This window comes from Commensalibacter papalotli (ex Botero et al. 2024) (genome assembly GCF_947179115.1).
GTDB classification, from domain to species: Bacteria; Pseudomonadota; Alphaproteobacteria; order Acetobacterales; family Acetobacteraceae; genus Commensalibacter; species Commensalibacter papalotli.
The window spans coordinates 679,793-705,571 of record NZ_CAMXCI010000001.1 but is presented as its reverse complement, the minus strand read 5'-3'; the positions used below and the strand labels follow the sequence as shown (position 1 = coordinate 705,571).

The window sequence follows — 25,779 nt, the reverse complement described above, 5'->3', positions numbered from 1 at the left end:
AAAAGTTAAACTTAGAGAGTTGCTTCGCCTTTATGCCAGCTACATGGGCACAGACCACCATCTTGTAAAGCATCAACAATACGCAAAAATTCATCAGGATTACGGCCAACTGATAAATCATTAGCACTGACGTGACGAATAATGCCTTTTGGATCAACAACAAATGTTGCACGAAGGTTTACACCAGCTTCGTAATGTAAAACACCTAATGCAGAAGAAAGCTCACGTTTATTATCAGCTAGCATTGGGATGTTAAGATTTTTCAACTGTGCGTTATGTAAACGCCAATTTAAGTGGACAAAAGCAGAGTCAATAGAAAGACCATAAACAGCAACATCACGACTAGCAAATTCTTTTGCCATATCACTGAATGCAACGATTTCTGTTGGGCAAATGAAAGTAAAATCCATTGGCCAGAAAAAGAATAATTTCCATTTTCCGCTGTCGTCTTTGTTAGAAATTGTTTGGAATTTACCTTCTGCACCTTGATCTAAGCCTGCTTGTCCTGCAGCAACGGCTTCTAGACTAAATGATGGGAATTGATCACCAACTGTTAACATATTTATCTCCATATAATTATTAAAAAGGAATAGATAATATTCTATACTCTATTTATATTTATGGGTATTTATGATTAAATATTCAAATGAATTCTTTAGTAATGAATGATTGAAAAAATCGATGGACATTCTTCCTTCACCACAACAGTTACGTTATTTGATTGCCCTATCTGAGCAAAGACACTTTGGTAGAGCTGCTAATGTATGCTCTGTAACTCAATCTACTTTGTCTGCAGGAATATTGAATTTAGAACGTCAGTTTGCTGTTTCAATTTTGGATAGAACTGCTGGAAAAAGAGTAGTTTTTACCCCAATTGGTGAAGAAGTCATTGTACAGGCAAAAGCTGCTTTACAGGGCCTCGAATCGGTTAGAGATATTATTAATTTTTCCCAAGAGCCATTTTCTTCATCGTTGAAACTGGGGATAATTCCAACGATTGCACCTTATATTTTAACGCCTGTTATTCATAATATTAAAAATATATATCCAAAATTAACGCTTAATATTCACGAAGATTTGACTGAAAGTCTGATGGAAAAATTAGCAATTGGATTTTTGGATCTCTTGATTATTGCTATGCCATGTGATTGCAGTGGTGTGGAAACTTATGCTTTGTTCAAGGATGATTTTTATTTAATTATACCTAAAAATCATATTTTAGAACAGTTTGATAAAGTGCCTTTACAAAAAATAGATATTAAAGAAGTTATTTCTTTGCAAGATGGGCACTGTCTGCGTGATCAGACACTAGATATGTGTAGGCAAGGGCAAAGCTTTAAAGCAGTGACAGATGCGCAGAATGATTTTACCGCATCTTCACTAAAGACTGTTATTAATATGGTCGGAGCAGGTCTTGGCGTTGCATTTATTCCAAAGATGGCAATAGAAAGTGAAATTGTAGATCGCACTGATATTGTCGTCAGAGTATTGGATGGGAATCCGACTTGTCGTACCATTGGTTTGGCTTGGAGACGCAATTCTTTGAGAGCAAGTGAATTTAAACAACTTGAAAAAGTTTTTCAAAATTTAAAAATGTAGTCTTAGGATTTGACTTTTTCTTATTTTTCTTTATATAAGAGCTAACTTTCGAATTTATTGCCTTGGGTGGAATTGAAATTATGAAAATTAGAAACAGCTTACGTTCGGCTAAATTGCGTGACAAAGACTGCCGTATCGTTCGTCGTCATGGAAGAGTATATGTTATTAATAAGAAAAATCCACGTATGAAAGCACGTCAAGGTTAATCTTATTAATTCACATTTGATTTAGTCATTTTTTAAATGATGATCTTTTATGAATATGAATCTAAAAAAGGCTTCTAATGTAAATTAGAAGCCTTTTTTGTATAAAAAATTATGTTTAAATATCATAAACTAAACTAATATCTTTTAAACGAGAGAATAAAACATCAATTTTATTAAAGTCATTAATCTTATTCGGTCCAGTTAATAATCTATTGAGAGATCTTATGCATGGATATTTTTATTATTTTATTTGATGATTTTCGTACATTAGATGTCTTTGGTCCAGTGGATGTTTTTGGTGAAATAAAAGAATTTACACTTCATTATTGTTCAATTAATGGGGGTATAATTTATAATTCTCATCAAGTGCCCATAATGACCCAGTCTTTACCATTAAAATTACCGTATAATTCTGTGCTGTTTATTCCAGGAGGGATGGGTACGCGATTATTGGTAGATGATACGGTATTTATTTGTTGGTTAGATAAAATGATAGCTCAAGCCTTATATTGTTTAACCGTTTGCACGGGATCCGCATTGCTAGCAAAGACCAAGCGATTAAATGGCAAGTATGTAACTTCAAATAAAAATGCATGGTCATGGGTAACATCATTAAATAATCAAGTTAATTGGCAAGAGAAGGCTCGTTGGTGCGTTGACGGTCATCTTTATACATCATCAGGTGTATCAGCTGGTATTGATATGGCATTATGCTTTGTTGCTGATCTGTATGGTAAAGAACGAGCGATTAAAGTTGCAAATTTGATGGAGTATGTTTGGAATGATCACAGTCATAATGATCCTTTTTCAAGCTCATTATGACTTATTAATTATTTATTAGGTGTTGCTTTAGGTTTGTCTGCTAGGTCAGATCTAATCATTTCTACGTGATCTGGGCTTAGATCGTGCACTTGAGTTTCTGGTATCCCTTTGGCTAGCAAATAAATACGTGTAGAAGGAATTCCTTGATTAATTAATACAGCGCGAATAGCTAACCCACGATTTAATGCAGTACGGCGTGGTGTGGATAAATCATCAGCATTACCGTGACTGTAGGCATTTAGAAAGATCGTAGCATTAGGGTGCTGTTTTAATGTATTGGCGAAATCCATCACAGCTTTGAGCATAGATTCGTTAAGGTTGATACTATTTTCATCAAAAATAATTAAGGTGTGCTTGTTAGTAGCACGAACTTCGCCTTTTGCTTCTTTGATAATTTGTGGCATAGGGGGGGGGGCTGGTGGATGCAAGGGTACAACAATGTTTGCATCTTTAAATACAGGAACAGGGGGAGGTGCAGGAGGGATCGTTGGTAATACAGCAGGAGGCTTATTAGTGCTTTCCTGAGGCTTTGTATTTTGTGTAGCAGTTACTTTTTTGTGAGTGTCTTCTTTTTTTTGCTTCTTTTTAGCAGTCTGTTTTTCTTTTTTATGAGTTTTGGAGGCTTCTTTACTCTTTTTTTTATGTCCATCCCCTAAATTATTCAAAGCAGATTGATTAACATTTACCTGTGCCATTGCAACAGAAGAGGATAGCATTATGAAGGCCGAGCAAGCAGCTGTTAAGAAAAGCTGACTTCTTTTTTTAACAATAGAAAAAGGAGATAAAGGAAAATTCATGATACAGCCTAACAATCAACTTTCTTTAAAGTAGAATAAACTTGCTTAATGATAACATGCTAGTCAATTATTTATCGGGAGTATTTTCTGATATAATTTCTCTGATCTTAGAGAATAACGCTGCATTTGCAGCAACGGTATCTACAGACATTCCGATATCATTTAGCGGATTACCTTGTAAATCAGACGCATGACCACCAGCTTCGCGGACTAAAATTAAACCAGCGGCAACATCCCAAGGCTTTAAGCCCAGTTCCCAAAAACCTTCATATCGTCCCGCAGCAACCCATGCTAAATCCAACGCAGCAGCTCCAAAACGTCTGAGACCAGCAATTTGAGGCATCAAGGAACTTACAGTTTGTACAAACCCTTTCCTTTTCTGTTCAGTAGAAATAGCAAAGGGAATACCAGTTGCGAAAACGGCTTGATACATATCTCGTCTTGCAGAAACACGTAGGCGGCGTTCATTTAAAAATGAACCGATACCTTTTTCTGCCCAGAACATTTCATTGGCAACAGGGTTATAAACAAGACCAGATACAATTTCAATTTCACCATTTTCGTGGCGTTTTTGTAAAGCTATAGAAATCGCCCAATGAGGAATACCATGTAAAAAATTAGTGGTTCCATCCAAAGGATCAACAATCCAACGCCAGCTCCAATTGTCACTTCCTGAATGACCGCTTTCTTCCATTAAAAAAGCATAGCCAGGGCGTGCTTTTTCAAGCTCTGCACGAATAGTCGATTCGGCTCTAAGATCAGCTTGAGATACAAAATCTCCAGGTCCTTTGACACTGACTTGAAGCATTTCCACTTCGTTAAAATCTCGTAACAACCCACGAGCAGCTTTTTGTGCAGCGTTTTGCATTACCATCATATGAGGGGAAAGTCGAATAGCCATGAGAAAGTTCCTGAAAATTATAAGAAGGCTTGATTTTGATTAATTATAAATAAAACAGTAAAGATGTCTGTTTATATTTTAATAAAACAGGCATCTCAATCAATGTCATGTAAGATATAAATTTTAAGTACGACTTAAGATTTAGATCTTTCAACGTAACTACCATCTTCGGTTTTAACAACAATTTTTTCTCCAGCTTCTACGAACGGAGGAACCATTGTTTTTACACCATTAGATAACATTGCTGGTTTATAAGAAGAGCTTGCTGTTTGACCTTTAACAACAGGTTCTGCTTCAACAACTTCCAAAGTCACTTGTGCAGGCAGTTCAACAGAAACTGGATCACCTTCAATTAATCTGACAATGATTTTCATATTATCTTGTAAGAAAGGTAATAAATCACCAAAAATATCTTTATGAAGCATGAATTGATCAAAAGTTTCTGGATCCATTAACACGATATTATCGCCGTCCTCATAAGAATAGGTAAATTCTTTGTCTTCGGCCATCAGACGCTCTACGGTATCAGCGGTACGCCAACGTTCGTTGGTTTTATTTCCTGTTTTCAGATCGCGCATTTCCACTTGGATAAATGCACCACCTTTGCCTGGCGTGATAATTTGTTGTTTAAGGACAGACCAGCGACGACCGTCATGTTCAATAACTTGGCCCGCACGAATTTGGTTTGCCTGTTGTTTCATTAGTTCTCTCTAAAAATAAACGAGTAAAAGGAAGATTTATAGTCTTCATATTAGAAAAAGGCAAGCTATTCACTACCTTAATCTTTTAAATTTGACGTATTTTATGATTGGGGTCAAGCACAGAATGAGGGGTTTGAGGATTAAAATATTCAGGACCTAAGGGGACTTTGCCATGCCCCCCAGGAATATCCAGAACATATATCGGCCATGCCAAGCCTGTTACCCTCCCGCGTAGTGCGTTTAACAAACGATGTCCTTGCTCAATTGGGACGTAAAATCGTGATGTTCCAGGGGCTTTATCAAGTTGATGAAGATAATAAGGTTTAATGCGCCACTCAACAAAAGCCCGAAGTAACGCCTCTAATGTTGTGACATTATCATTTATATTTTTAAGTAATACAGATTGGCTTAGCAAAGGGATGCCACTTTTAATCAAGGATTTTATAGCTTGATATGCTTGGGGGGTAAATTCTTTTGGATGATTGGCATGAACCACTACCCATAAAGCTTTATCGCTTTCTAAACTCTTAATAAATTTAGAAGTTAACTTGCTTGGAGCAGAAAATGGAACGCGGGTATGAATACGGATTGTTGTAATATGAGGGATTTGATCAAGGGTTTGTATAATATGATTCATCCGACGAGGCGAGAGGATAAAAGGATCTCCACCAGATAAAATAACTTCACGGATTTGAGGGTGCTCTTTAATCCATTGTAAGGCAGATTCCAGTTCTTGATCACTGAGTAACCCATTTTCAGGGCCTACTTGCTCTCGGCGAAAGCAAAAACGGCAATACACAGGACAGATAAGTAAAGGTTTTAATAAAACACGATCTTCATAACGATGAACAATACCAGGAATTGGCGATAAGGCTTCATCAGCAATAGGATCGTTTGATTCATCGGGTCGTGTAACTAACTCATCAGGATGAGGGATGTATTGAAGCCCAATTTCGTCTGTAGGTGTTTGAATAAGTTCTACCATCTCGGCAGAAATAGCAGTCGCATAGGTTTGAGAGAGCTTTTTTAAAGAAGAAATATCTTTGTGATCAATGAGATTTTTTTGTAAAAGTTCATGAACTGTGTGCAGGGTTTTATTATTCATTAGTAAACAGGACTTTGTTTTGTGTGTATTTGTAAAAATTCGTTTTATCTAAATGAAAAAATCGCATAATGATTAAAAAGATGTAAAGCAAATTAAGAGAAATACAAGGACTCTTTTATAGTGAATCAATCAGATTGTGCCTCTCTTGTAGATCGCTTGCCTTTGTTAAAACGCAGGCAGTTGATGATAAAGGCCATCAGAAGTTTTTTTGATGCCAAAGATTATTTAGAAGTTGAGACTTCTTATTTGGTCCAAGCACCTGGCGAAGAAGTGCACTTGAATCCTTTCCATACAATTTATGAGACTCCATACGGAGAAAAACGGATTTTATTTTTACATACAAGTCCTGAATTCGCCATGAAACGTATTATGGCTGAATTGCATCAACCCGTTTATCAGCTTGCCAGAGTATGGCGTAATAAAGAAGGCGGGCCAAACCATTCTCCTGAATTTACAATGTTAGAATGGTATCATCCTTATTGTTCTTTAACTGAGTTAATGAATGAAACAGAACAACTTTGTAAGAATTTGTTGCCTTGTGAGATAAATTATCAAAACCAAAAGATTCGTTTTGACATCCCATTTGAAAAGCTAACTATTCAAGAAGCTTTTCAGAAGTTTGTCGGTGTTGATATTTTATCATTGCTTGATGATGAGCGCAGATTAGCTGATGCTGTTGGCTATAACTTGCGAGATCATGAAACATGGGAAGATTTGTTTTTTAGGTTATTACTGGATAAAATTGAGCCTAATATTGGAAGGGATCGCCCAACATTTTTAACACATTGGCCTGTTCAACAAGCAGCTTTGGCTAAAATTGATCCTCATGATCATCGTGTTGCATTACGTTTTGAGCTGTATGCTGGAGGGTTGGAGTTGGCAAATGCATTCGAAGAGTTGACCGATCCCATAGAACAAAGAAAACGTTTTATTACAGATCGAAGTAAAAGAGCGGTTTTATATCCTGAGGCACCTCAATGGGAAATGGATGAGGCTTTTTTACAAGGATTATCCAAGATGCCACCTTGTTCAGGTATTGCGATGGGGGTTGATCGATTAGTTATGCTGGCAACGGGGGCTAAAAATATCCGAGATATTTTATGGATATAAAGTGTGTTTTATATTTAAAAACATTCAGAAAAATAGTATTGAGACCTTGTCGAAATGGTTGATAAAAGATAAAGCTAGATACCAAAGAATGGTAACGCTCATTTTAATGGTTCTTTAAGGGAATAAAAATGTCACAATCAGTAACAAAGGGTCTTGTTGTCATGTATAAAAAAAGAAAATCCGTTATGGGTGGCCTTTTGGGGATGGCAGGCTTGCTTGCTTTGGCTGGATGTGGTGGCGTTCCAGAACATGAGCGTGAATGTCAGTGGGAAGGTACCCCCTCATGGTATTGTCGTCATACTGCTAAAAAAGATACTTATTTTGTTAAGGGGAATACACAATCTTATTTTATCCCTGCCTATACAGGGCCAAAAGATTTCCCTATACCTGACATGCCTGTTTATGTTGATGAAACTTTGGATCAGACTTTGCGTGCTTCTGTTGTATTAGGGGATTACAAGCAAGCATTGCAGAAAACAGGGTTGTTAGCATTGGTAGAGCGCCAAGGACCTTATACGCTTTTTGCTGTACCAAATCACCCTATGGAACATCCGTCTTTCGCAGTTGAAGGCTCTTTAATGGATGTACAAAATGAGTTTCTGTTGAAACAGTTAATGGCATATACAATTGTTCTGGGTAATTATCCTCCTGCTAAATTAAGAGCGTTAGCTTTGAAAAATGGAGGCTCTGTTGAGCTTACTACTTTTTACAATCAAAAGTTAACTGTAACTATTGATCCTCAAACAGGTGAGTTTGTAACAAAAAATAAAGTAGGGCAAGTTAACAAGATTTGGGTGAATGGTATTCCTCAATCAAATGGCACTTTATATGTCAGTCAAGGTCTGCTTAACCTAGTTCCATAAGAAATTTATGCTTTCTGTGAATTGTTTTTCAATTATTCACAGAAAGCATAAAAAGAGAGAGTTACCTTTCTTTTTGAGCGTCTTCGATAGCTTTTAACATACTTTGAACTCCTTTTTCAGGCCCTTCTGGGTGTCTCCAAACTGCTCCAATCACAGATAGGAAATCAGCACCAGCTTGAACTAATGGTTTGCAATTGTCTGGAGTTATTCCACCAATTGCAACGACTGGTAATTCCATCATTTCTGACCACCAGCTTAATAACTCTATGGGGGCTCTAACATCGGTATCTTTGGATATTGTTGGAAAAAATGCACCAAAGGCAATATAATCAGCGCCGCCTTCTCCTGCCTTCATAGCCATATCACGACTATCATAACATGAAACACCTAACTGTAGATCATCCCCTAGTTGTGACCTTGCTAGCTCAATAGGGGTGTCATCCATTCCAATATGGGCGCCATCGCAACGATATTCTTTTGCTAAATCTGGACGATCATTAAGGATAAACGCAATATTTCTGTCTTGGACAATAGGTTGTAAAACATCAATTGCCTTACGTATTTCATCGTCTGAAACATCTTTTAATCTTAGTTGAACAGCAGCAACAGGACCAGCCTCTAAGGCTTGGATAAGCAGAGGTTTAAATTCTAAAGCTGTAAAAGAGGGAGGGGTTATCAGATAAAGCTCACAAGGGTTCATAATCTTCTCAATGTTTTGGGATATGTAAATAAGATAGATATAAAAATATCGTTATATCTATTATGTCAATTAATCCAATTTGAATCAAAATTATATCATACAAATATAACTGAATTGTTATTGTTTTATCACTAGGAATAGTTTTATCGCTTTGTAAATCATGTATTTTACGATTAGGTATTTTTTCTTTGTTTGAAATGTGATTTATAACAAATGATCTGTTTCATTTGTAAAGCTGATAAAATGTGGGTTCTCTTTAGTAAATATATCGTGGTTGGTGTTGCTAATACGTTGCTAACTATGATCGTTATTTTTGCTTTGATGCACAGTGGTGTTAACCTCTATGTATCTAATGCAACAGGATATCTTGTTGGTATTATTTTTAGTTTTATTGTAAATTCACTTTTTACATTTTCAGCAAAATTAAGTTTTAGAAGCCTTGTAAAATTTTTCACGGCTTGTTTCATAGCGTATCTTGTTAATTTAGTTGCAATGAAAAGTTTTTTAATGGTTTTTCCTGAGAAAATATATCTACCTCAGTATAAAGCATACCTCGAGGTATATCTTGCACAGTTATGTGGTATGGGATTTTATACGGTAACTGGTTTTATTTTAAATAAATTTTGGGTGATGAAATGAATAACGATATTATTAATCAAAATACAGTTCGTTCAGAGATTCCGTCTTTAGCAATCGTTGTTCCTTGTTATAATGAAGCAGAAGCATTTTCTCGTGGAGTAACTGAGTTATCTAAAGTTATCAATGATTTGATTGCAAAGAAAAAAATTAAAAATGATAGTTATATTCTATTTATAGATGATGGCAGTACCGATAATACTTGGTTTCAAATTAAACAAGCAGGCGAGGAAATGCTACATGTTCGAGGTTTGAAACTTTCAAGAAATCAAGGACAACGAGTGGCAATGTTAGCAGGGTTGACCTCTATAAATACGGATGTCAGTATTAGTGTTGATGTTGACTTGCAAGATGATTTAAATTGTATAGAGCAAATGATCGATAAATATATGCAGGGTAATGAGATTGTATATGGTGTTCGTGATGATCGCTCAAAGGATAGTATATTTAAACGTAATACTGCTAATATGTTTTATAAATTGATGAATTTGATGGGTGTTAATCATATTCCTAATCACTCAGAATATCGTTTATTAAGTAAGCGTGCCATTCATTGTTTATTAGAATATAAAGAACAAAATTTATATATACGTGGTGTCTTGCCTTTAATTGGTTTTAAAAGCGATAAAGTTTTTTACGCGCGTCAAGAACGAATTGATGGTCAAACAAAATATTCGTTTTTTAAGTTATTAAGTTTAGCAATTGAAGCTATCACCTCATTTTCTGTTTTTCCCTTAAGATTAATCGCTATTTTAGGGTTTGGAACCTGTATTTTGGCAATAATTTCAATGTTCTATGGAGTCATTAGTAAAATTGGTGGATTTGCTGTTCAGGGATGGTCTTCACTTATCATTTCAATTTTCTTCTTAAGCGGTGTACAGCTTTTGTCTTTAGGTGTAATTGGTGAATATATTGGAAAAATTTATATAGAAACAAAACAGCGCCCTAAATTTTTTATTGATGAAACCATAGGAAAATTTTAGTATTATATTCTGTTGGTCGGTTTAGTTAAAGTATCTGGTCAACATGAAATCAGAAAATGGGAAATGTTTATTTTACTAAAGTCGATTTTAAAAGTTAGTATAATCTATGCTGAATTATATTATTTAAATATATTTTGCTTAAAGTTCAAAACTTTGCTTTTTTAATGATTATTATACCCTAGAAAAACTGTTTATAAATTTATTTGATTGGTTTAGTTGGAATGTATATAGGTCGGTTTATATATGTTTTTTATTAAATATTATCAATTTTGCTATTTATTGAAAGCATTATGTATAGCATCAAGTTTGGTTATCAAAGAAAATGAACAACTTATTGATCTTGTCTTGGTATGATATTTATTTTCACTGCTGTATATATAATGTATAGTTTTAATATACTAAAGAGCCTATTAATCAACATTTCATATAAGCATATCAAGTACGGGATGGCGTTTTAAATCAAGAATTTATGACTAAATTACCCCAAGGTTTTTCAGAAAAAAATAGATTTAACTTATCATATACTTTGTAGTTTACACTCTAGTAGAAAGTAAAAAGAAATAAACGCTGAGTTTGGTAATAATTGAGTAAATGCAGTTTGGTGTTTACAAGATATGACAGTATCAAAAAAAAATAAGATTTCGGCATAAAGCAGAAAGAATTATGATTTTATAATCAAATAAAGACTGTAAAGATAATTATATTGGAAATCTTATATACAGAGCTTCTGTTTATTATGAAATTTTATAACAAGGAAGTTTAAACCTCCTTGTTATAATACAGTATATAAATGGCTCAAATTAGCTTTTGAAAATATTAATAATTTTATCTAGCATTGCCAAGGCATCTTCACGTTTGCGTTGGAATGTATTACGCCCGATGATGGCACCACTTGCACCACCATCATTAAGTCCTTGGAACGTATTAAATAATGTTTCTTCACTGGTTTGCTCACCACCTGAGAACAGAACTAAACGTCGACCAGCAAATGCGGATTGCATAATATGTTCAGTGCGTTTCGCAAGTGTTGAAATATCAATTTTTTGATCTTCATATACTTTTTTAGCAGCCCCTAAACATAAATGATCTGAAGGGGGTTTAACTTTAATGATATGCGCACCCATTTGAGCAGCGATATGTGCAGCATAAGCACAAATATCAACAGCAGTTTCACCTGCTTTATCAAGGAATGGGCCTCCTCTAGGATAACTCCATACAACAGCAAGTAATCCTGCGTCTTTGGCTTCTTGGATTAAATTTTGTAAGATATCCATTTGTTCATAACAATAATCACTGCCGGGATAGATGGTGTAACCAATACCAATACATCCTAAACGCAAGGCTTCTTTAACAGAACCAGTGATAGCTTGATTTTTGACGTCATTTAAACTGTTTGCATTGTTAAGTTTTAAAATAGTAGGGATTTGACTGCCATATGTAAAAGCACCACATTCCAAAGCACCTAAAGGTGCTGCGTAAGCACTTAAGCCAGCATCAATCGCCATTTGATAATGATAATGTGGGTCATATGCCGCGGGATTGGCAGCAAATGAGCGTGCAGGCCCATGTTCCATGCCTTGATCCACAGGCAGAATAAGTAATTTTCCTGTACCACCAAGTTTACCGTGCATTAAAAGACGTGTCAGATTGTTTTTTGTTGCTGCGTTATCGGCTTCATAATTTTCAAGGATACGCTTCACTTGAGGGGTTAGTTTCATGCTTAATTACCTGTTTAGAATTTAAGATATACACGAAACTTATTACTGTTTGTTTAAAAAGGCCATTCATATTATAGTGAGCATCAAGTAGATATATTTTAAATGAGGTGATTATACTTAAAGTTCAAATCTAATAAATTAAACGTATTCGGTTTAGTGTGCCAAATAGTAGCTCCTAGTGTTTGGGCACGATTTTGTATCGTGTTAAATTGGCTAGATTTCGATTCGAAAAAAATATGTTTTTGCCCCATTCTAAGGGATGCCATGGCTAATCCAGCATGGTCAAAGCAATCCAAAATATGAATAACAGAATATTGATGCAATATATCCACTGCTTTATTTATAAATGATAACCACCAGCGGACACCTATGTATGTTATAGCATTTGGAGGGGATAGGAGGTAAACGCAGGGGGCTATTTTTTGAGTATTTTGTATAATATAACTTGTTTTTTTGGCAATCTCTGCAATAAAGTAAATATGTGCAAAATGGTTTACAATAAAACAAGGTGTTTGTGTTCGCATTAAATAATTATTTAATGATGTTGTGAATATTTTTTTTTGTAGAAAAGTATAAGGATTTTCTGTCATTATTATAAAAAGTTTTGGTTACAATAATTATGTATTTGATTAGCTTTTAATGTAATAAATATTTAGATAGAGAACCTTTAGAAAATAGTAAAGTTATTTGTTAGCTATAATAACAAGGGGGTACAAAAGACGTGGTGCAATCAGACACGATGAATATCAATGTACAAGATGATAATATAGAGTTGTCTCCTTCATCCCATACGATGAATCCTTCTGAACAACGTTTGGAAAAAGCACTTAATTATATAGAAAATTTTTTAGAAGAGCAAAAAAATCAGTTAAATACAGAACCTGATTTAAATAATAAAGATGTTGTTCTTGCGAATTTAGATATATTGATTTCACGTATGCAAGATATATTACAACAATTTGATAGCGTAGAATAATTTAAAACATTAGAGAATTAATAAATGGCGCAGGTAACGATTTCTATTAATGGGTATGGATATACAGTTGGATGCACGGATGGACAAGAGCCTCACTTGCAAGCAATGGCAAAAGTCGTAGAACAACACATCGATCAGATTCGTAAAATTGGTGGGCAAAGTGGTGAAGGTAGAATATTGGCTTTGGCCAGCTTGTTAATAGCGGATAAATTACATGATATGGAAATTTATATTACCAATTTAGAAAAACAGTTAGATAAACAAAAATTAAAACAGCTTAAACAAGAAAACGAAGAACTCAAAAAAAGCCTAAATGATCTTGCGGATCGCGCAGAATCTATTGCAGGAAAATTAAATCTATCATAACATACCGCTATGGGGCTGCCTGGTTTGTTAGGTAAAACATACTCCCGGGCCGATAATCACTTCCAAGGGAACTGGCGCTGTCGTGACCGTGGTCTCGTTATACTGGTACCCACCTGTATTGACAGGTCTGGAAGAGTTGATAAACCGACGGCTAAGGTGGCTTCATTTTAAATTAGTTGATGTTAATGATTGATATTTTACAAGAAAAATGTGATTTACGAAATAGGCTTAAATTATTAAGAAGCCAGTCGGATCAGTATCATAAACAATATACTTCATTTCTCATCCAAAATATAGTTAAGTTTATTCGCAACTCGTGTGCTACAAAAGACGTTATTGCCTGTTTTTGGCCATTGGATAATGAAGCTGATCTACGCCCATTACTGCATCAACTTATCCAATGTAATTATCAAGTTGCTCTACCTAAAACCCCTATCAAAGGAAATCCTCTAAGTTTTCATTTGTGGTCTCCAACAGTAACGATGCAAGAGGGGCGTTACAAAACAATGCATCCAAATACAGACATTATCGAGCCGAATTTCATTTTAGTTCCATTGATGGCTTTTGATCGTTGTGGTAATCGTCTGGGGTATGGTGGTGGGTATTATGATCGTACCTTACAACAATTTTCTGGGGTAAATTGCGCTGGGGTTGGGTTTTCTTATCAAGAAGTGACACAGGTTCCAACAGAGAGATTCGACTTTGGGTTGCCTGTTATTATTACAGAGCAAGAAATTATTTATATATAAAGGGTTTACTGTGCGTATTGTTTTTTTAGGAGATATTGTTGGTCGCAGTGGCAGAGAAGTTGTTCTTCAAGAATTGCCGGCATTAAAAAATAAACTTGCTATCGATGTTGTTGTTGCAAATGCAGAAAATGCTAGTCATGGTTTTGGATTGTCCCCTGCAATTGCAGAGGATTTATTCAAAGCAGGTGTAGATGTTATTACGCTTGGAAATCACAGCTGGGATCGCAAAGATATCATTCCTTATATTCGCGAAAATCCCAAAATTATTCGCCCTTTGAATTATCCACCTAAAACTCCTGGGGCAGGGCATTATATTCATATGTTGCCTAATAATAAAAAGCTTTTAGTTATTAATGCGATGGGTCGTTTGTTTATGGATCCGTTGGATGATCCGTTTCGTATGATTGAGGAGCTAATTTCCAAATATCGTTTTGGCATTGATGTGCATGCTATTTTAATCGATATCCATGCCGAAGCTACCAGTGAAAAGGCAGCATTAGCACATTATTTTGATGGCAAAGTATCGGTTGTAGTTGGAACACATACCCATATTCCCACTGCGGATTATCGTATTTTACCCTCTGGTACAGCGTTTCAAACGGATGCAGGAATGTGTGGGGATTATAATAGCGTTATTGGAATGCAAAAAGAAGCCGCTATTTATCGGTTTGTCACGAAAATGTCTGGTATGCGTCTCAGTCCAGCAGAAGGACTTGCTACCTTATGTGGATTAGCCGTTGAAACAGACGATAGAACAGGGGCAGCTTTGCGTGTGGCACCTGTTCGATTAAAAGGCGACCTTGATCCTATTTTACCTAAATGGGATAAGTAAGACGAATATCATACTCTGTTTAGTTATTATGAATACGTTAAACAGAGTATGATATTATCGTCTTAATAAAATGTAATTAACGGTTAAATCTAACTCGAAGTGATCAGGTAAATCGGGTGGGATTTTAGGTAACTTGGCACCTCTAAACATACTTGTAATTGCAGTATCTAATGCATCTGAGCCTGAAGATCCTGTTAGGCTAACAGATAAAACATAGCCATCTCTATTTAAAGCAACATGTACTGAGGCACTGCCGTCTTCTCCATTATTGGCTGCATCGGGTGGATAGTATAAATGTTGTCTGATCCATGCGTTAATAGCTGCTCCATAATCATCACTAACTCCTTGAATACTAATTTTTGCTGCATAGGGTACATTGATTTTGCCGTTTTTAACCAATGGGCCTGTAGACATATCAATACCTGAACGAGAGCCTTGAGGTAGCCTATGCGTTGCAGCTTTACGTTTTGATTTGTTGGGGTTTTCACTAAAATCAAAGCTTTGCATATTTGCGAAAGGATTGTCAGAAGCTTTGGGAGCAGTTTGTTGTCTTCGTTGTTGGCGCGGTGGGGTATAGCGATAGGTATATTGATGCGTTTTGGCAGGTTGTTTTTTAGGAGTTTGAGTTTGTGGTTTAGGAATCATTAACGGCACATTGCCGGTATCTGGCAAAGGTTCGGTCTCAGGTTCAGGTGCCTCAACACTTTTCTCCTCGGGTGGAGGCGATGATATCTCAGGTATAGAGGCAAGTGGAGGTGGTGGAGGTTGACCCTCTTCACCAGTAAGACCTTCGCCTGTTAACCCGCTAGATCCTGTTTTGTCAGGGGAAAAAACGACCTCGACAGGTTGTCCTTGCTGACTATTTCCATTTGTGGAAGGATGAGGATAAACTAAATACCATATATAAATTGCCGCAACTACCAAGATATGTGCTGTTAGTGAACCTGCTAGATAAAGAATATCATAATGATTATAGGCATTATTTGTTGGTTGTAAAAGGGAGCCTGAAGCACAAACTTTTGGTAAGTTTTTACTATTGTGTTTTAGAGAGGAAAGGGATGTTGTTGTAAACGCAGATGTTTGTTCTTGAGTTTGTTTCCCTTTTAATTTTGTTAAACTCAGAGAGCTTTCCGGTCTAAAAGATTCTTTACGAAGTAATGGAAAGCCAGCAAATATAATCTTATTTTTTGATGATTTTTTTATATATTGTGGACGTAGCGAGGAAACAAGATCTGGATTAATAGAATCACTAATAGGATAAGAAACAATAGATCCGACATAACGGTCACGCGGAGATAGCGTAGGGGCTTTACGTTGCAAAGGCTTGTCGTTCTGCTTCATTCTGTTTTTTGTCTTCGCCTACTTTTAATTACTAAGAATTGTATCTAATATCATTTCATAGAGTAAAAACAAAGATATTGAAATGAAACAAAATCGTATTTTTTTAATATTTTTATACTCTTGATAAAAATGCAAGAATATAATTTTTTTTAGAGTAAATTATGCTTGGCTGGCAAGAAAATATACAAAAAGCAATGCTCTTTTTGCAAGAGGCAGATCCAGACCTTGCAAAAGTAATGTGGTATGAAAAGACGTGTAGATTACAGGTTAAGGAAAAACAAGAACCTTATTTTGCATTACTAGAAGCTGTAGCTGGGCAACAACTTCATGCCAAAGCTGTAACGGCAATATTAAACCGGTTGAAAGCGTTAAATAATGGCAATTTACCAGATGCCCAGCAACTTTTAACCTTTAATGATACTGAGTTACGTAATTGTGGTTTTTCTTTTCGTAAAATTGCGACCTTACAAAAACTCGCTTTGGCAACTATAGAGGAGCAAGTGCCTTCTTATATACAAGCACAAACGATGTCTGATCAAGAACTGATCGATTTATTAACACAGCTTCCTGGAGTTGGTGAGTGGACAGTGGAAATGTTTCTAATCTTTACATTGGGGCGTTTGGATATCATGCCTGTGCATGATTTTGGTATACGTGAAGGTTGGAAGATTTGTAAGAATTTAACCGAGCAACCTAAACCTAAAGAGTTAAAAGAAAAGACACTATCTTGGAGCCCCTATCGTTCCATAGGGGCTTGGTATTTATGGCGTGCTGTCGATCAAAAAAAGCCAAAAGAAAAGCAAAATCCATTAACTTTATAAATCAGATAAATCAAGAATCATTTTTCCACTATGTTGCCCAGATTCCATAATCTCATGTGCTTTACGAACCTCATTAAAAGGAAAAATTTGATGGATCAAAGGAGAAATCTTTCGCATAGCCAGTAAAGGCCATACATGTTCATAGAGGGCTTTGGCAATATGACCTTTGAAATCGGAGGATCTGGGTCGCAGAGTGCTTCCACATATTGTTAATCTTTTAGTAACAATCTTTGCCAAATTAACGTCATTGGCTTTGATTCCGCCTTGAAAAGAAATAATGGCTAAGCGACCATCTTCGCTCAATGAATCAATATTTGCGTTTAAATAAGCTGCTCCCATAATATCTAAAATAATTTGAACACCTTTTTTCTCGGTTATTTCAGTAATACGTGTAACAAAATTTTCTTTCGTATAGTCAATGACGTCATCGGCGCCGAGTTTTTTACAAATTTCACCTTTTTCTTGACTGCCAACGGTTGCATAAACGGTTGCTCCAAAATTTTTGGCTAATTGAATAGCTGCTGTGCCTATACCCCCACTGCCACCATGAATCAAAACGCTTTCTCCAGCCTGAAGTTTGCCAATTTCAAATAAATTTGTCCACACTGTAAAAAAGGTTTCGGGTAATGCAGCCGCTTCATAAGCATTAAAATCTTTTGGCCAAGGTAGGCATTGCTGTTCAGGAACAGCACAATATTGAGCATATCCACCGCCATTGGTTAATGCGCAAACGCGATCTCCTGATTGAAAGATAGAAGAGGAGGGCGCCGTTACAATTTCACCAGCAATTTCTAAACCTAATAAAGGACTTGCTCCTTTAGGAGGAGGATATAACCCTTTGCGTTGCATGAGGTCAGGACGATTTATTCCAGCAGCAAGAACACGAATTAAAACCTCTCCTGATGCGCATTGTGGAATAGGGAGGATGTTTATCATCAGTTCTTCTGGTCCACCAGGATTTTGGACAATAATAGCTTTCATCTGTTGTGCATTCATGTCATGTTGCCTTATGAAAAAGAGTATCTTAAAAAATAATAGTAACATGAATAAGTATAAAACTTTTTTACAAGATTAAGTTAATAAAGTTTTTTATTACAGGTAGGTAAAATGCTGTACGCAACCCCGTATGAATTAATACAACAACTTCCCAAAGGATATAGATTGTTAGGAATAGATCCTGGTTCCAAGCAAATTGGACTGGCTTTGTCCGATGTTTCTTTAATGTTGGCTTCACCCTTTGAAACCATTAAACGAGGGAAAGTCGCTATTTTTGCTCAATATATACAGCAATTAGCACAAAAAGAACATGTTGGTGGGCTGGTTTGCGGATTGCCTCTTTCAATGGATGGTGATTTTGGCCCAGCAGCGCAAGCTGCGAAAGACTGGATTAGCGCTGTGTCAATAGCCAGCCAATTGCCAGCATGTTTGTGGGATGAGCGTTTATCCAGCAGTGCAGTTAATCGTTTTCTTATACAAGAGGCCGATTTAAGCCGAAAAAAACGTAATGAAGTGGTAGATAAATTGGCAGCAAGCTATATGTTACAGGCTGCTTTGGACGTTGCTAAAAACCAGTGAAGGTATTTTTGGTTGCAGATGTTGCCCCCAATGCGTTCAGATAAGAAACATATTGGTTAATCTTAATCTTGGCGTTGTCCTCTGATACCTTAGGGATCGGGTTTCGTTTATTATATTGCCCTCTAAACTCCATTAAAGCCTGATATGCTTCATATCGATAACGTTTAAGACGTTCGAATGATGCTGGGTCAGGTTGCCCATATTGCCCATTAATATATTGTTCATTTAAAGTAAAGGCATCATTATAGTTTGTTTGGACTTTATCTATAACAGCTATGTTTTTTTGTGATTGGCTGCATGCAACAAGTAAATTGCATATAAAAAATAAATAAGCGAATTTGTAAAAAGAATGGTTCAAGGTCATGTACAATCACATATGATTATAAAATTAATATCTGTTGATTTTATAAGATAAAAAGAGGGTTAGAATGTGTTCATTCTAGTTATTAATATCAAACTTTGTAAATAATTTTATTTTTATATTTTATTAAAAAAATAATGAAACTCTTCCTCAGGTAGCTTTACGCCAATAAAAACGATTTCTGAGTAACGGTCTTCAGTATTATTCCACTTCTCACCCCATTCACTGTTATAGATTTGTTGAACGCCTTGGAAGATCAATCGATGAGGGTTGTGTTGAATATTGAAAATTCCTTTATAGCGAATAAGTTGTTTTTCAAAAACTTTAAGAATTTTATTTATCAACCGAGATAGTTTATCCGCATCAAATGCTTGCTTTCGATGAATAACGAATGAATTTACTTTTGTGTCATATGATATTTTATCGTCAATAATGGGGACGCATGAAAATAAAGAAGATTTTGGTGATAGTTTAGGACTTAAAAAGTTTAATTCATCCAACAGCTTTAGATCAAGTTGCCCGTGTTTAAGATTATAAATAGGAGCAACTTTGTTCATATGTTGTATTTGATTTACCAATGGTTCTAGAAGTTCTGTAGATAAATCAGTTTTACTGAGCAAGATTAAATCAGCCATAGCAATTTGAGCTTGAGTAACATTAAAATGTTTAAAATGATAAAGTGCATTAATAGCATCTACTATTGTGATTGTGCCTTTGATATCAAATCGCTTAGAAAATATTTCATGTGTTAAAAAAGTTCGTAGGATTGGCGATGGATCAGCCATACCTGTGCATTCAATGATTAGTTGTGTAAAGTTAACCTCTTTACGGTCTAATTGATCAAGAAGCTCTTTTAAAGAAACCTCTAACTCAGCATGGCTATTACAACAAATACATCCATTTTTTAATGTTGTAATATGTATTGCGGTATTACTATTAGATAAAAAACTTGTATCTATGGCTATATTTCCAAATTCATTTTCAATAATAGCAATTTTATGAGTGGTTTGGTGATACAGGATATAATTCAATAACGTTGTTTTTCCTGCCCCTAGAAAGCCACAAAGTATAAAAACAGGAATAGAGGGTATCATTATTAATTTCCGATGATGAATAAAGCAATTTCATAACAAATAAAACGCGAAACATAAAAAATGCTCCGCGTTTGCTTAAATAATCTAAATTAAAAAAAAAAGTAAAATGATGTATTATAAATTATTTTGATGGAAAGTATTTTGCCATTTTTCTTCGAATTGTTTTACTGCAATTCCAACAGCAGGATCTGCAATAAAGAGATCAAAAATATCAACAGGAAGTGTAATACCTTTACAACCAATCAACATACATTCAAGAGCTTGTCTTGGGCTTTTAAAGCTTGCAGCAACTAGTTCTTTTTCAGGGCAATGTGTTGATATTAAAGACTGAAGTTCAGATACGACTTCTGGACCATTTCCACCTTGAGCATCAATGCGGCTAACATAAGGAGAAACGTATTGAGCACCAGCTAGTAAACCTAGTAAACCTTGAGCTGCACCATATACAGATGTTGCTAATGTTGGGATACCTTGTGCAGTTAATTCTTTAATAACCTTTAACCCACAAGGAGTTACAGGCACTTTTACAACTAAATTTTCTACACGTTCGCGTAGTTTTTGTGCATCATCAATCATTCCTTCAACAGTAGGAGAAATAACCTGAGCAAAAAGCGTTCCTTTTCCACCCATAGCATCTCGGATTGCAGGTAGAAGATCGAATAATGGAGTACCGCCTGCAGCTACAATCGCAGGGTTGGTTGTTACACCCCATACTGGGAACATACCAGAGATTCTTTTGATTGCTTTAACGTCGGAGGTATCTAAAAGTATTTTCATAGTCTCATAAGCCTTTTATTAGAATTAAAAGAAATCAAAATGATTTTTTTTTATATTATTGGTTAATAAAAGAATAAATATTAAATAGATAAATAAAAATAGTAATTTTATTAATAATTAAATAGATAAAAACAGCAATTTAACATCATATATTGATATTTTTTATTAAGAATATTTTATTTAAAAAGAGCATAAAGAATTGAATATTTTAATCGCTTCAATAGATATTATTGTAATCCAAAAAATAATTTTTGTTAAGCCATAATTATAAAAAAAATCAATTTTTTGTGAAGGCTTAACAAAACGGCATTAATTCAAGGGTTAAACAGAATAATACATTTCAAATTCAACAGGGTGAGGTGTATGTTCGAATCGGTAAACTTCTTCCCATTTAATTTTTGCGTAGCTTTCGATTTGATCTTTGGTAAATACGTCACCAGCTAATAAGAAATCATGATCAGCAGCAAGAGCATCAAGTGCTTCACGTAAAGAACCACAAACTGTTGGGATTTCTTTTAATTCTTCTGGAGGAAGATCATAAAGATCTTTGTCCATTGCATCGCCAGGATGGATTTTATTTTTAATACCATCAAGCCCAGCCATTAACATTGCTGCAAATGCTAGATATGGATTTGCCGTTGGATCTGGGAAACGGATTTCAACCCGTTTTGCTTTTGGACTGGTCACATATGGAATACGACAAGAAGCAGAACGATTACGTGCTGAGTATGCCAAAAGTACAGGGGCTTCGAATCCTGGGATTAATCTTTTATAAGAATTGGTTGATGGATTAGTAAATGCATTTAATGCTTTGGCATGTTTGATAATACCACCAATATAATAAAGTGCTTGATCTGAAAGATCTGCATATCCATTACCAGCAAAATTGGGTTTGCCATCTTTCCAAATAGATTGATGCACATGCATACCCGTGCCGTTATCACCATAAATTGGTTTTGGCATAAAGGTTGCTGTTTTACCATAGGAATGGGCAACGTTATGAACACAATATTTATAGATTTGCATGTAATCAGCAGAGCGAACTAATGTTGAAAATTCAATCCCTAATTCATGTTGTGATTGTGCAACTTCGTGATGTTGTTTTTCAATTGGAAGGCCCATTTCACCCATAGTGGTTAACATTTCAGCACGAAGATCATTGTCGCTATCTACTGGTGGAACTGGGAAATATCCGCCTTTAACACCTGGACGATGGCCCATATTGCCTTCTGGATAGTCTTTCAAGTTTGAGCCAGGACCTTCGATACTGTCCAATTGGTGAATAGCAAAGTTAGGGCCTGTCCCAAATTTAACATTGTCAAAAATGAAGAATTCGGCTTCTGGACCAAAGAATGCTGTATCGCCAATCCCTGTTGATCTTAAATATTGTTCAGCAAGTTTTGCTGTAGAACGTGGATCACGATTATAAGCAACGCCCGTAGCTGGATCAATAATATCGCAAATTAAAATTAATTGAGGTTTTGCTGTGAATGGATCCATAACTGCTGTTGTTGGATCTGGCATCAGGATCATGTCACTTTCGTTAATAGCTTTCCATCCTTTGATAGAAGAGCCATCGAACATAATTCCATCTTCAAAGATATCAGCTTTGATAGTGGTGACATATTGTGTTGTGTGATGCCATTTACCACAAGGGTCTGTAAAGCGGAAATCCACAAATTCAACAGAGTTTTCTTGGATTATATCCATTACTTTTGCAATGGCTTCTTCTTTTGGGGTATCGGCGGACATTGTATTGTTAGACATTATTAATTCTTCCTGTGTCTCTTTGACTTAAGAATATGAAAACCGTAATCGGTCATTATTTCAGAGTCTATATGAATGATAGTAATTATAAAGCTTCGGTGCCACTTTCTCCTGTTCGGATACGAATGGCATTTTCGACAGGGATTACAAATATTTTTCCATCACCAATGCGACCTGTGCGTGCTGTATTCATAATAATTTCAACTGCACGTTCTACTAAATCTTCGCTACAAACCAGCTCAATCTTTACTTTGGGTAAGAAATCAACAACATATTCGGCACCGCGATAAAGCTCGGTATGTCCTTTTTGTCTGCCAAAACCTTTTACCTCGGTAACAGTGATTCCTTGCAAACCAATTTCTTGTAAAGCTTCTTTAACCTCATCTAATTTAAAAGGTTTAATAATAGCTTCAATTTTTTTTATCATTCTATTTTCTCTTAAATAAAATTAAGCAAAAGGATTTGCTTAATTATTCAGATAGCGTCATTTAGTCTTTTCTGGGCATATTAAAAGCTATTTTATACAGGGTTGTCCAGTAAAAAATTAAATTGAAATATTAGGAAAACACTAGAAAATAAGCGTTGTATATGCCTAATAATTAAGCAGACTGTCTGTTTTATAAGCAATATAATTTTAAAGGTAAGATTAATGAGGTTTATTAGTAAAATACGTGCTTAAATTCATATCATTCGAAATATTAATTTAGAGTTTATAATTGAAAATATTTTAATAGATAAAAAATTAATACGCTTGAAAAATGAGCGTAATGTGATCGCAAATTGTATTAAATAGTCTCTGTTGTTGTTCTTTTTTTGCTCGAATTCGATTGTTGGCTATTTTATTTTCCAAGAGTGTGTGTTTGCATATTCGGTATGTTTTGACAATTTAATAAGATCGCTTGATTATTGTCAGATACTTTGAAAAAAATACCGAAGCTCATTCTAATGTTGTTCAAATGTATTAAGTGCTCCCAAAAAAACGAAGTTTAGGTTTTGGATCAATTTTAAATTTTTTTAAATTGAATTCAGGTTTTACCAGTCGGTGTTTAAAGTATAAATAATTTTCGAATAGAGTCGTGAAATATAAAATAGCTCTAAACAATATATAATATTTTCTATAAAACTGATATAAATCCAATTATTATTACAAAATAATAATTTGGAATATAATTCATGATGCATACCAATAAAAAAACATTACTTGCAATTTGCTTTTTGTCTTTTTTACCAATCACATTCGCTCAAGCGCAAAATACCTCCATAACTTCTAAAGATATAACAGTTTTAGAACAGCAAGCAAATCAAGGGGATGCCAGAGCACAAGATGAACTGGGGTATATGTATTATGAAAATAGAGGTGGTGGTATTCGTGATTATACCAAAGCAAAAGAACTCTTTGAAAAATCCATTGCACAAGGAGATTCAAGAGCATTAGCAGACCTTGGGTGGATGTATTATACAGGTAATGGCGTTCCTCAAGATTATGATAAAGCCAAAGAGTTGTTTGAACAGTCTGTTTCTTTAGGAGATGCACGGGGACAAGTGAATTTAGGATTAATGTATTATGAAGGTAAAATTTTGCCTCATAACTATGTAAAGAGTAAGGAGTTGTTTCAAAAAGCAATTCAGCAAGGGTATGGTCGTGCTAATAATGGGCTTGGCTTAATGTATGATGAGGGGAAAGGCGTTACCAAAGACTATGATAAAGCCAAAAAACTATACGAAGAAGCGGCTAAATATGGCAGTACAGGTGCATTTAATAATCTGGGTTTGATGTATTACGATGGTCATGGGGTGCCACAAGATTATCAAAAGGCAATGGAGTATTTTCTGAAAGCTCTCGCAATGGGATATGATGCTACTACAGTCAATATCGGTTTGATGTATTATGAAGGTAAAGGTGTCCCTCAAAGTTATATCAAGGCAAAGGAATTGTATGAAAAAGCTGCAGAATTAGGAGGCCCCGAGGCTCAGTGTAACGTTGGTTTGATGTATGTTAATGGTCAAGGTGGCCCAGTAAATTATGTCGAAGGGAAAAGATGGTTAGAGAAAGCTGCACGACAAAAAAATGCTCTTGCTCAGTTTAACTTAGGCGCCATGTACTACAATGGTAATGGTGTTGATGAAGATGTTTTCCAAGCAAAAGACTGGTTTGAGAAAGCTGCAGCGCAAAATAATGCCGATGCTTAATATGCCCTTGGTGTAATGTATAACGACGGTAATAGTGTTCCTAAAGATATAAATAAAGCCAAGGAGTATTTTAAACAAGCATGCATAAATAAAAACCAACAAGGTTGTCAGTCATACGGTGAGCTTCAATAAAAATATTATGATAATTATATATTAATCATACCGTTAACATTATGAACTTATTATTATATTTTGAGAATTTGATGAAATTTTATAAATTATTTTTATTTCCTATTTTACTCTTTGGAAGCAGCATCAATAATGCATTGGCAACTGATGTTAACTCTTTCAACAAAAATCAGGTGCTATTTGATCAGTATAGAATAGATGTTTCTAAGGAACCTATTCAGATCCCATCAGGGTATACTTACAAAGGAGACATGTGGGTTGATGAGTTGGGAAAACGTGTTGATCCAGTAAAGATTAATTTTGCAGGGCAATATTATCTTGGATTGCATAGTTGTGGTGCAGGATGCCGTTATTATACGCTTAACAATCTAGAAAATAAACGAGATTTATCAGCCTTACTGGATCAATTCACATCTAATCCAGATGAAGGTAAAAATACTTTTATTCAGTTATTTTATCAAAAGAATAGTAGACTTTTGATAGCACGTTACTTTAAAAATGATACGTTCAAAGAATATCATGATTGTCAGTTTTTGCTCAAAAATAATAAACTGGAAAGTATTGAGAAATGTTCAAGAACATCAAAGTAAATTTGATATTCTTATTGAGCTAGTTGAGTTAAGATTATCGATAAATAGTTTTAATTTTTGAGACTAAACA

General features: G+C 35.3%; 30 protein-coding genes, 1 other RNA gene and 1 pseudogene. 17 read left to right on the top strand and 15 right to left on the bottom strand.

Annotated features, from left to right (window positions below; translation table 11 throughout):
- Positions 1-11: 11 nt before the first annotated feature.
- Positions 12-560, bottom strand: a complete 549-nt coding sequence (locus tag QMN76_RS03245; RefSeq protein ID WP_034336430.1) for a peroxiredoxin — start codon at positions 558-560, stop codon at positions 12-14.
- 121 nt (positions 561-681) lie between these two features.
- Between QMN76_RS03245 and QMN76_RS03240 the strand changes: the two genes are divergently transcribed.
- From QMN76_RS03240 to QMN76_RS03230, 3 genes are all read left to right on the top strand, one after another.
- Positions 682-1,599: a hydrogen peroxide-inducible genes activator gene (locus QMN76_RS03240; RefSeq protein WP_282023786.1), complete on the top strand. Its 918-nt coding sequence runs from the start codon at positions 682-684 to the stop codon at positions 1,597-1,599.
- An 80-nt stretch (positions 1,600-1,679) separates the two neighbouring features.
- Positions 1,680-1,805 carry a type B 50S ribosomal protein L36 gene (gene ykgO / locus QMN76_RS03235; RefSeq protein WP_034336436.1) on the top strand — a complete coding sequence of 42 codons (126 nt, stop codon included), beginning with the start codon at positions 1,680-1,682 and terminating at the stop codon, positions 1,803-1,805.
- A gap of 228 nt (positions 1,806-2,033) precedes the next feature.
- Entirely contained in the window at positions 2,034-2,627 is a 594-nt protein-coding gene (locus tag QMN76_RS03230; RefSeq protein ID WP_034336439.1) for a DJ-1/PfpI family protein, read from the top strand.
- Positions 2,628-2,635: 8 nt separating this feature from the next.
- Here the strand turns inward: QMN76_RS03230 and QMN76_RS03225 are convergent, their stop codons facing one another.
- The 4 genes from QMN76_RS03225 to QMN76_RS03210 all read right to left on the bottom strand — a co-directional run bounded on the left by QMN76_RS03225 (position 2,636) and on the right by QMN76_RS03210 (position 6,131).
- On the bottom strand, positions 2,636-3,424 hold the full coding sequence (locus tag QMN76_RS03225; protein WP_282023788.1) for an OmpA family protein: 789 nt from the start codon (positions 3,422-3,424) through the stop codon (positions 2,636-2,638).
- 67 nt (positions 3,425-3,491) lie between these two features.
- Entirely contained in the window at positions 3,492-4,301 is an 810-nt protein-coding gene (locus tag QMN76_RS03220; protein WP_034338720.1) for an inositol monophosphatase family protein, read from the bottom strand.
- 158 nt (positions 4,302-4,459) lie between these two features.
- Positions 4,460-5,026, bottom strand: a complete 567-nt coding sequence (gene efp, locus QMN76_RS03215) for an elongation factor P (protein ID WP_282023789.1) — start codon at positions 5,024-5,026, stop codon at positions 4,460-4,462.
- 85 nt (positions 5,027-5,111) lie between these two features.
- Positions 5,112-6,131: a lysine-2,3-aminomutase-like protein gene (locus tag QMN76_RS03210; protein ID WP_282023790.1), complete on the bottom strand. Its 1,020-nt coding sequence runs from the start codon at positions 6,129-6,131 to the stop codon at positions 5,112-5,114.
- Between the two features lie 120 nt (positions 6,132-6,251).
- Between QMN76_RS03210 and epmA the strand changes: the two genes are divergently transcribed.
- Together epmA and QMN76_RS03200 are read left to right on the top strand one after the other, a co-directional pair.
- Entirely contained in the window at positions 6,252-7,241 is a 990-nt protein-coding gene (epmA, locus tag QMN76_RS03205) for an EF-P lysine aminoacylase EpmA (protein WP_034336451.1), read from the top strand.
- 128 nt (positions 7,242-7,369) lie between these two features.
- On the top strand, positions 7,370-8,104 hold the full coding sequence (locus QMN76_RS03200) for a fasciclin domain-containing protein (RefSeq protein WP_282023791.1): 735 nt from the start codon (positions 7,370-7,372) through the stop codon (positions 8,102-8,104).
- Positions 8,105-8,165: 61 nt separating this feature from the next.
- Here the strand turns inward: QMN76_RS03200 and thiE are convergent, their stop codons facing one another.
- Complete coding sequence (gene thiE, locus QMN76_RS03195) at positions 8,166-8,804, bottom strand: thiamine phosphate synthase (RefSeq protein ID WP_034336454.1); 639 nt, start codon at positions 8,802-8,804, stop codon at positions 8,166-8,168.
- 243 nt (positions 8,805-9,047) lie between these two features.
- On the opposite strand from thiE, the gene QMN76_RS03190 reads away from it, so the two are divergent.
- Positions 9,048-9,443 (top strand): GtrA family protein, encoded by a 396-nt coding sequence (locus QMN76_RS03190; RefSeq protein WP_034336457.1) that lies wholly within the window; start codon positions 9,048-9,050, stop codon positions 9,441-9,443.
- Positions 9,440-10,423: a glycosyltransferase family 2 protein gene (locus QMN76_RS03185; RefSeq protein ID WP_282023792.1), complete on the top strand. Its 984-nt coding sequence runs from the start codon at positions 9,440-9,442 to the stop codon at positions 10,421-10,423. Before QMN76_RS03190 ends, QMN76_RS03185 begins: the two co-directional genes overlap by 4 nt.
- An 800-nt stretch (positions 10,424-11,223) precedes the next feature.
- Here the strand turns inward: QMN76_RS03185 and QMN76_RS03180 are convergent.
- Positions 11,224-12,141 carry a class I fructose-bisphosphate aldolase gene (locus QMN76_RS03180; RefSeq protein WP_034336460.1) on the bottom strand — a complete coding sequence of 306 codons (918 nt, stop codon included), beginning with the start codon at positions 12,139-12,141 and terminating at the stop codon, positions 11,224-11,226.
- A 98-nt stretch (positions 12,142-12,239) separates the two neighbouring features.
- Positions 12,240-12,731: a hypothetical protein gene (locus QMN76_RS03175; protein ID WP_282023793.1), complete on the bottom strand. Its 492-nt coding sequence runs from the start codon at positions 12,729-12,731 to the stop codon at positions 12,240-12,242.
- 131 nt (positions 12,732-12,862) lie between these two features.
- On the opposite strand from QMN76_RS03175, the gene QMN76_RS03170 reads away from it, so the two are divergent.
- The 5 genes from QMN76_RS03170 to QMN76_RS03150 all read left to right on the top strand — a co-directional run bounded on the left by QMN76_RS03170 (position 12,863) and on the right by QMN76_RS03150 (position 15,064).
- Positions 12,863-13,117: a hypothetical protein gene (locus tag QMN76_RS03170; protein ID WP_152534142.1), complete on the top strand. Its 255-nt coding sequence runs from the start codon at positions 12,863-12,865 to the stop codon at positions 13,115-13,117.
- Positions 13,118-13,141: 24 nt separating this feature from the next.
- Positions 13,142-13,483, top strand: a complete 342-nt coding sequence (locus QMN76_RS03165) for a cell division protein ZapA (protein ID WP_034336471.1) — start codon at positions 13,142-13,144, stop codon at positions 13,481-13,483.
- 9 nt (positions 13,484-13,492) lie between these two features.
- A non-coding RNA gene (gene ssrS, locus QMN76_RS03160) (6S RNA) lies at positions 13,493-13,650 on the top strand.
- Positions 13,651-13,668: 18 nt separating this feature from the next.
- Positions 13,669-14,232, top strand: coding sequence for a 5-formyltetrahydrofolate cyclo-ligase (locus QMN76_RS03155; RefSeq protein WP_282023794.1), 564 nt, complete (start codon positions 13,669-13,671; stop codon positions 14,230-14,232).
- A gap of 10 nt (positions 14,233-14,242) precedes the next feature.
- The gene (locus QMN76_RS03150; protein WP_034336475.1) at positions 14,243-15,064 is read left to right on the top strand and encodes a TIGR00282 family metallophosphoesterase; all 822 of its coding nucleotides are present in this window, start codon (positions 14,243-14,245) and stop codon (positions 15,062-15,064) included.
- A 54-nt stretch (positions 15,065-15,118) separates the two neighbouring features.
- Here QMN76_RS03150 and QMN76_RS03145 read toward each other — a convergent pair whose 3' ends face one another.
- On the bottom strand, positions 15,119-16,405 hold the full coding sequence (locus QMN76_RS03145) for an energy transducer TonB (protein WP_282065731.1): 1,287 nt from the start codon (positions 16,403-16,405) through the stop codon (positions 15,119-15,121).
- A gap of 161 nt (positions 16,406-16,566) precedes the next feature.
- Here QMN76_RS03145 and QMN76_RS03140 point away from each other — a divergent pair, with 161 nt between their 5' ends.
- A complete protein-coding gene (locus QMN76_RS03140; RefSeq protein WP_051461792.1) occupies positions 16,567-17,226 on the top strand; it encodes a DNA-3-methyladenine glycosylase family protein in 660 nt (219 codons plus the stop codon).
- Here QMN76_RS03140 and QMN76_RS03135 read toward each other — a convergent pair.
- Complete coding sequence (locus tag QMN76_RS03135) at positions 17,221-18,222, bottom strand: NAD(P)H-quinone oxidoreductase (protein WP_282023796.1); 1,002 nt, start codon at positions 18,220-18,222, stop codon at positions 17,221-17,223. The genes QMN76_RS03140 and QMN76_RS03135 overlap by 6 nt on opposite strands.
- Before the next feature lie 111 nt (positions 18,223-18,333).
- Between QMN76_RS03135 and ruvX the strand changes: the two genes are divergently transcribed.
- Entirely contained in the window at positions 18,334-18,801 is a 468-nt protein-coding gene (gene ruvX, locus QMN76_RS03130) for a Holliday junction resolvase RuvX (protein ID WP_034336478.1), read from the top strand.
- Here ruvX and QMN76_RS03125 read toward each other — a convergent pair.
- The 5 genes from QMN76_RS03125 to QMN76_RS03105 form a co-directional block, all read right to left on the bottom strand.
- Complete coding sequence (locus QMN76_RS03125; protein WP_282023797.1) at positions 18,788-19,165, bottom strand: hypothetical protein; 378 nt, start codon at positions 19,163-19,165, stop codon at positions 18,788-18,790. The genes ruvX and QMN76_RS03125 overlap by 14 nt on opposite strands.
- Positions 19,166-19,278: 113 nt before the next feature.
- Positions 19,279-20,256, bottom strand: coding sequence for a GTP-binding protein (locus QMN76_RS03120; RefSeq protein WP_282023798.1), 978 nt, complete (start codon positions 20,254-20,256; stop codon positions 19,279-19,281).
- Between the two features lie 114 nt (positions 20,257-20,370).
- A complete protein-coding gene (locus QMN76_RS03115) occupies positions 20,371-21,033 on the bottom strand; it encodes a transaldolase family protein (protein ID WP_034336488.1) in 663 nt (220 codons plus the stop codon).
- A gap of 321 nt (positions 21,034-21,354) precedes the next feature.
- Entirely contained in the window at positions 21,355-22,785 is a 1,431-nt protein-coding gene (glnA, locus tag QMN76_RS03110; RefSeq protein WP_152534180.1) for a type I glutamate--ammonia ligase, read from the bottom strand.
- Positions 22,786-22,885: 100 nt separating this feature from the next.
- Entirely contained in the window at positions 22,886-23,224 is a 339-nt protein-coding gene (locus tag QMN76_RS03105) for a P-II family nitrogen regulator (RefSeq protein ID WP_034338735.1), read from the bottom strand.
- A 749-nt stretch (positions 23,225-23,973) separates the two neighbouring features.
- On the opposite strand from QMN76_RS03105, the gene QMN76_RS03100 reads away from it, so the two are divergent.
- The 3 genes and pseudogenes from QMN76_RS03100 (at position 23,974) to QMN76_RS03095 (ending at position 25,709) form a co-directional block, all read left to right on the top strand.
- Positions 23,974-24,990: a tetratricopeptide repeat protein gene (locus QMN76_RS03100; RefSeq protein ID WP_282023799.1), complete on the top strand. Its 1,017-nt coding sequence runs from the start codon at positions 23,974-23,976 to the stop codon at positions 24,988-24,990.
- Positions 24,991-25,002: 12 nt separating this feature from the next.
- Positions 25,003-25,122, top strand: a pseudogene (locus QMN76_RS10995) (hypothetical protein); the annotation flags it as partial.
- Between the two features lie 71 nt (positions 25,123-25,193).
- A complete protein-coding gene (locus QMN76_RS03095) occupies positions 25,194-25,709 on the top strand; it encodes a hypothetical protein (protein ID WP_282023800.1) in 516 nt (171 codons plus the stop codon).
- Positions 25,710-25,779: the final 70 nt, after the last annotated feature.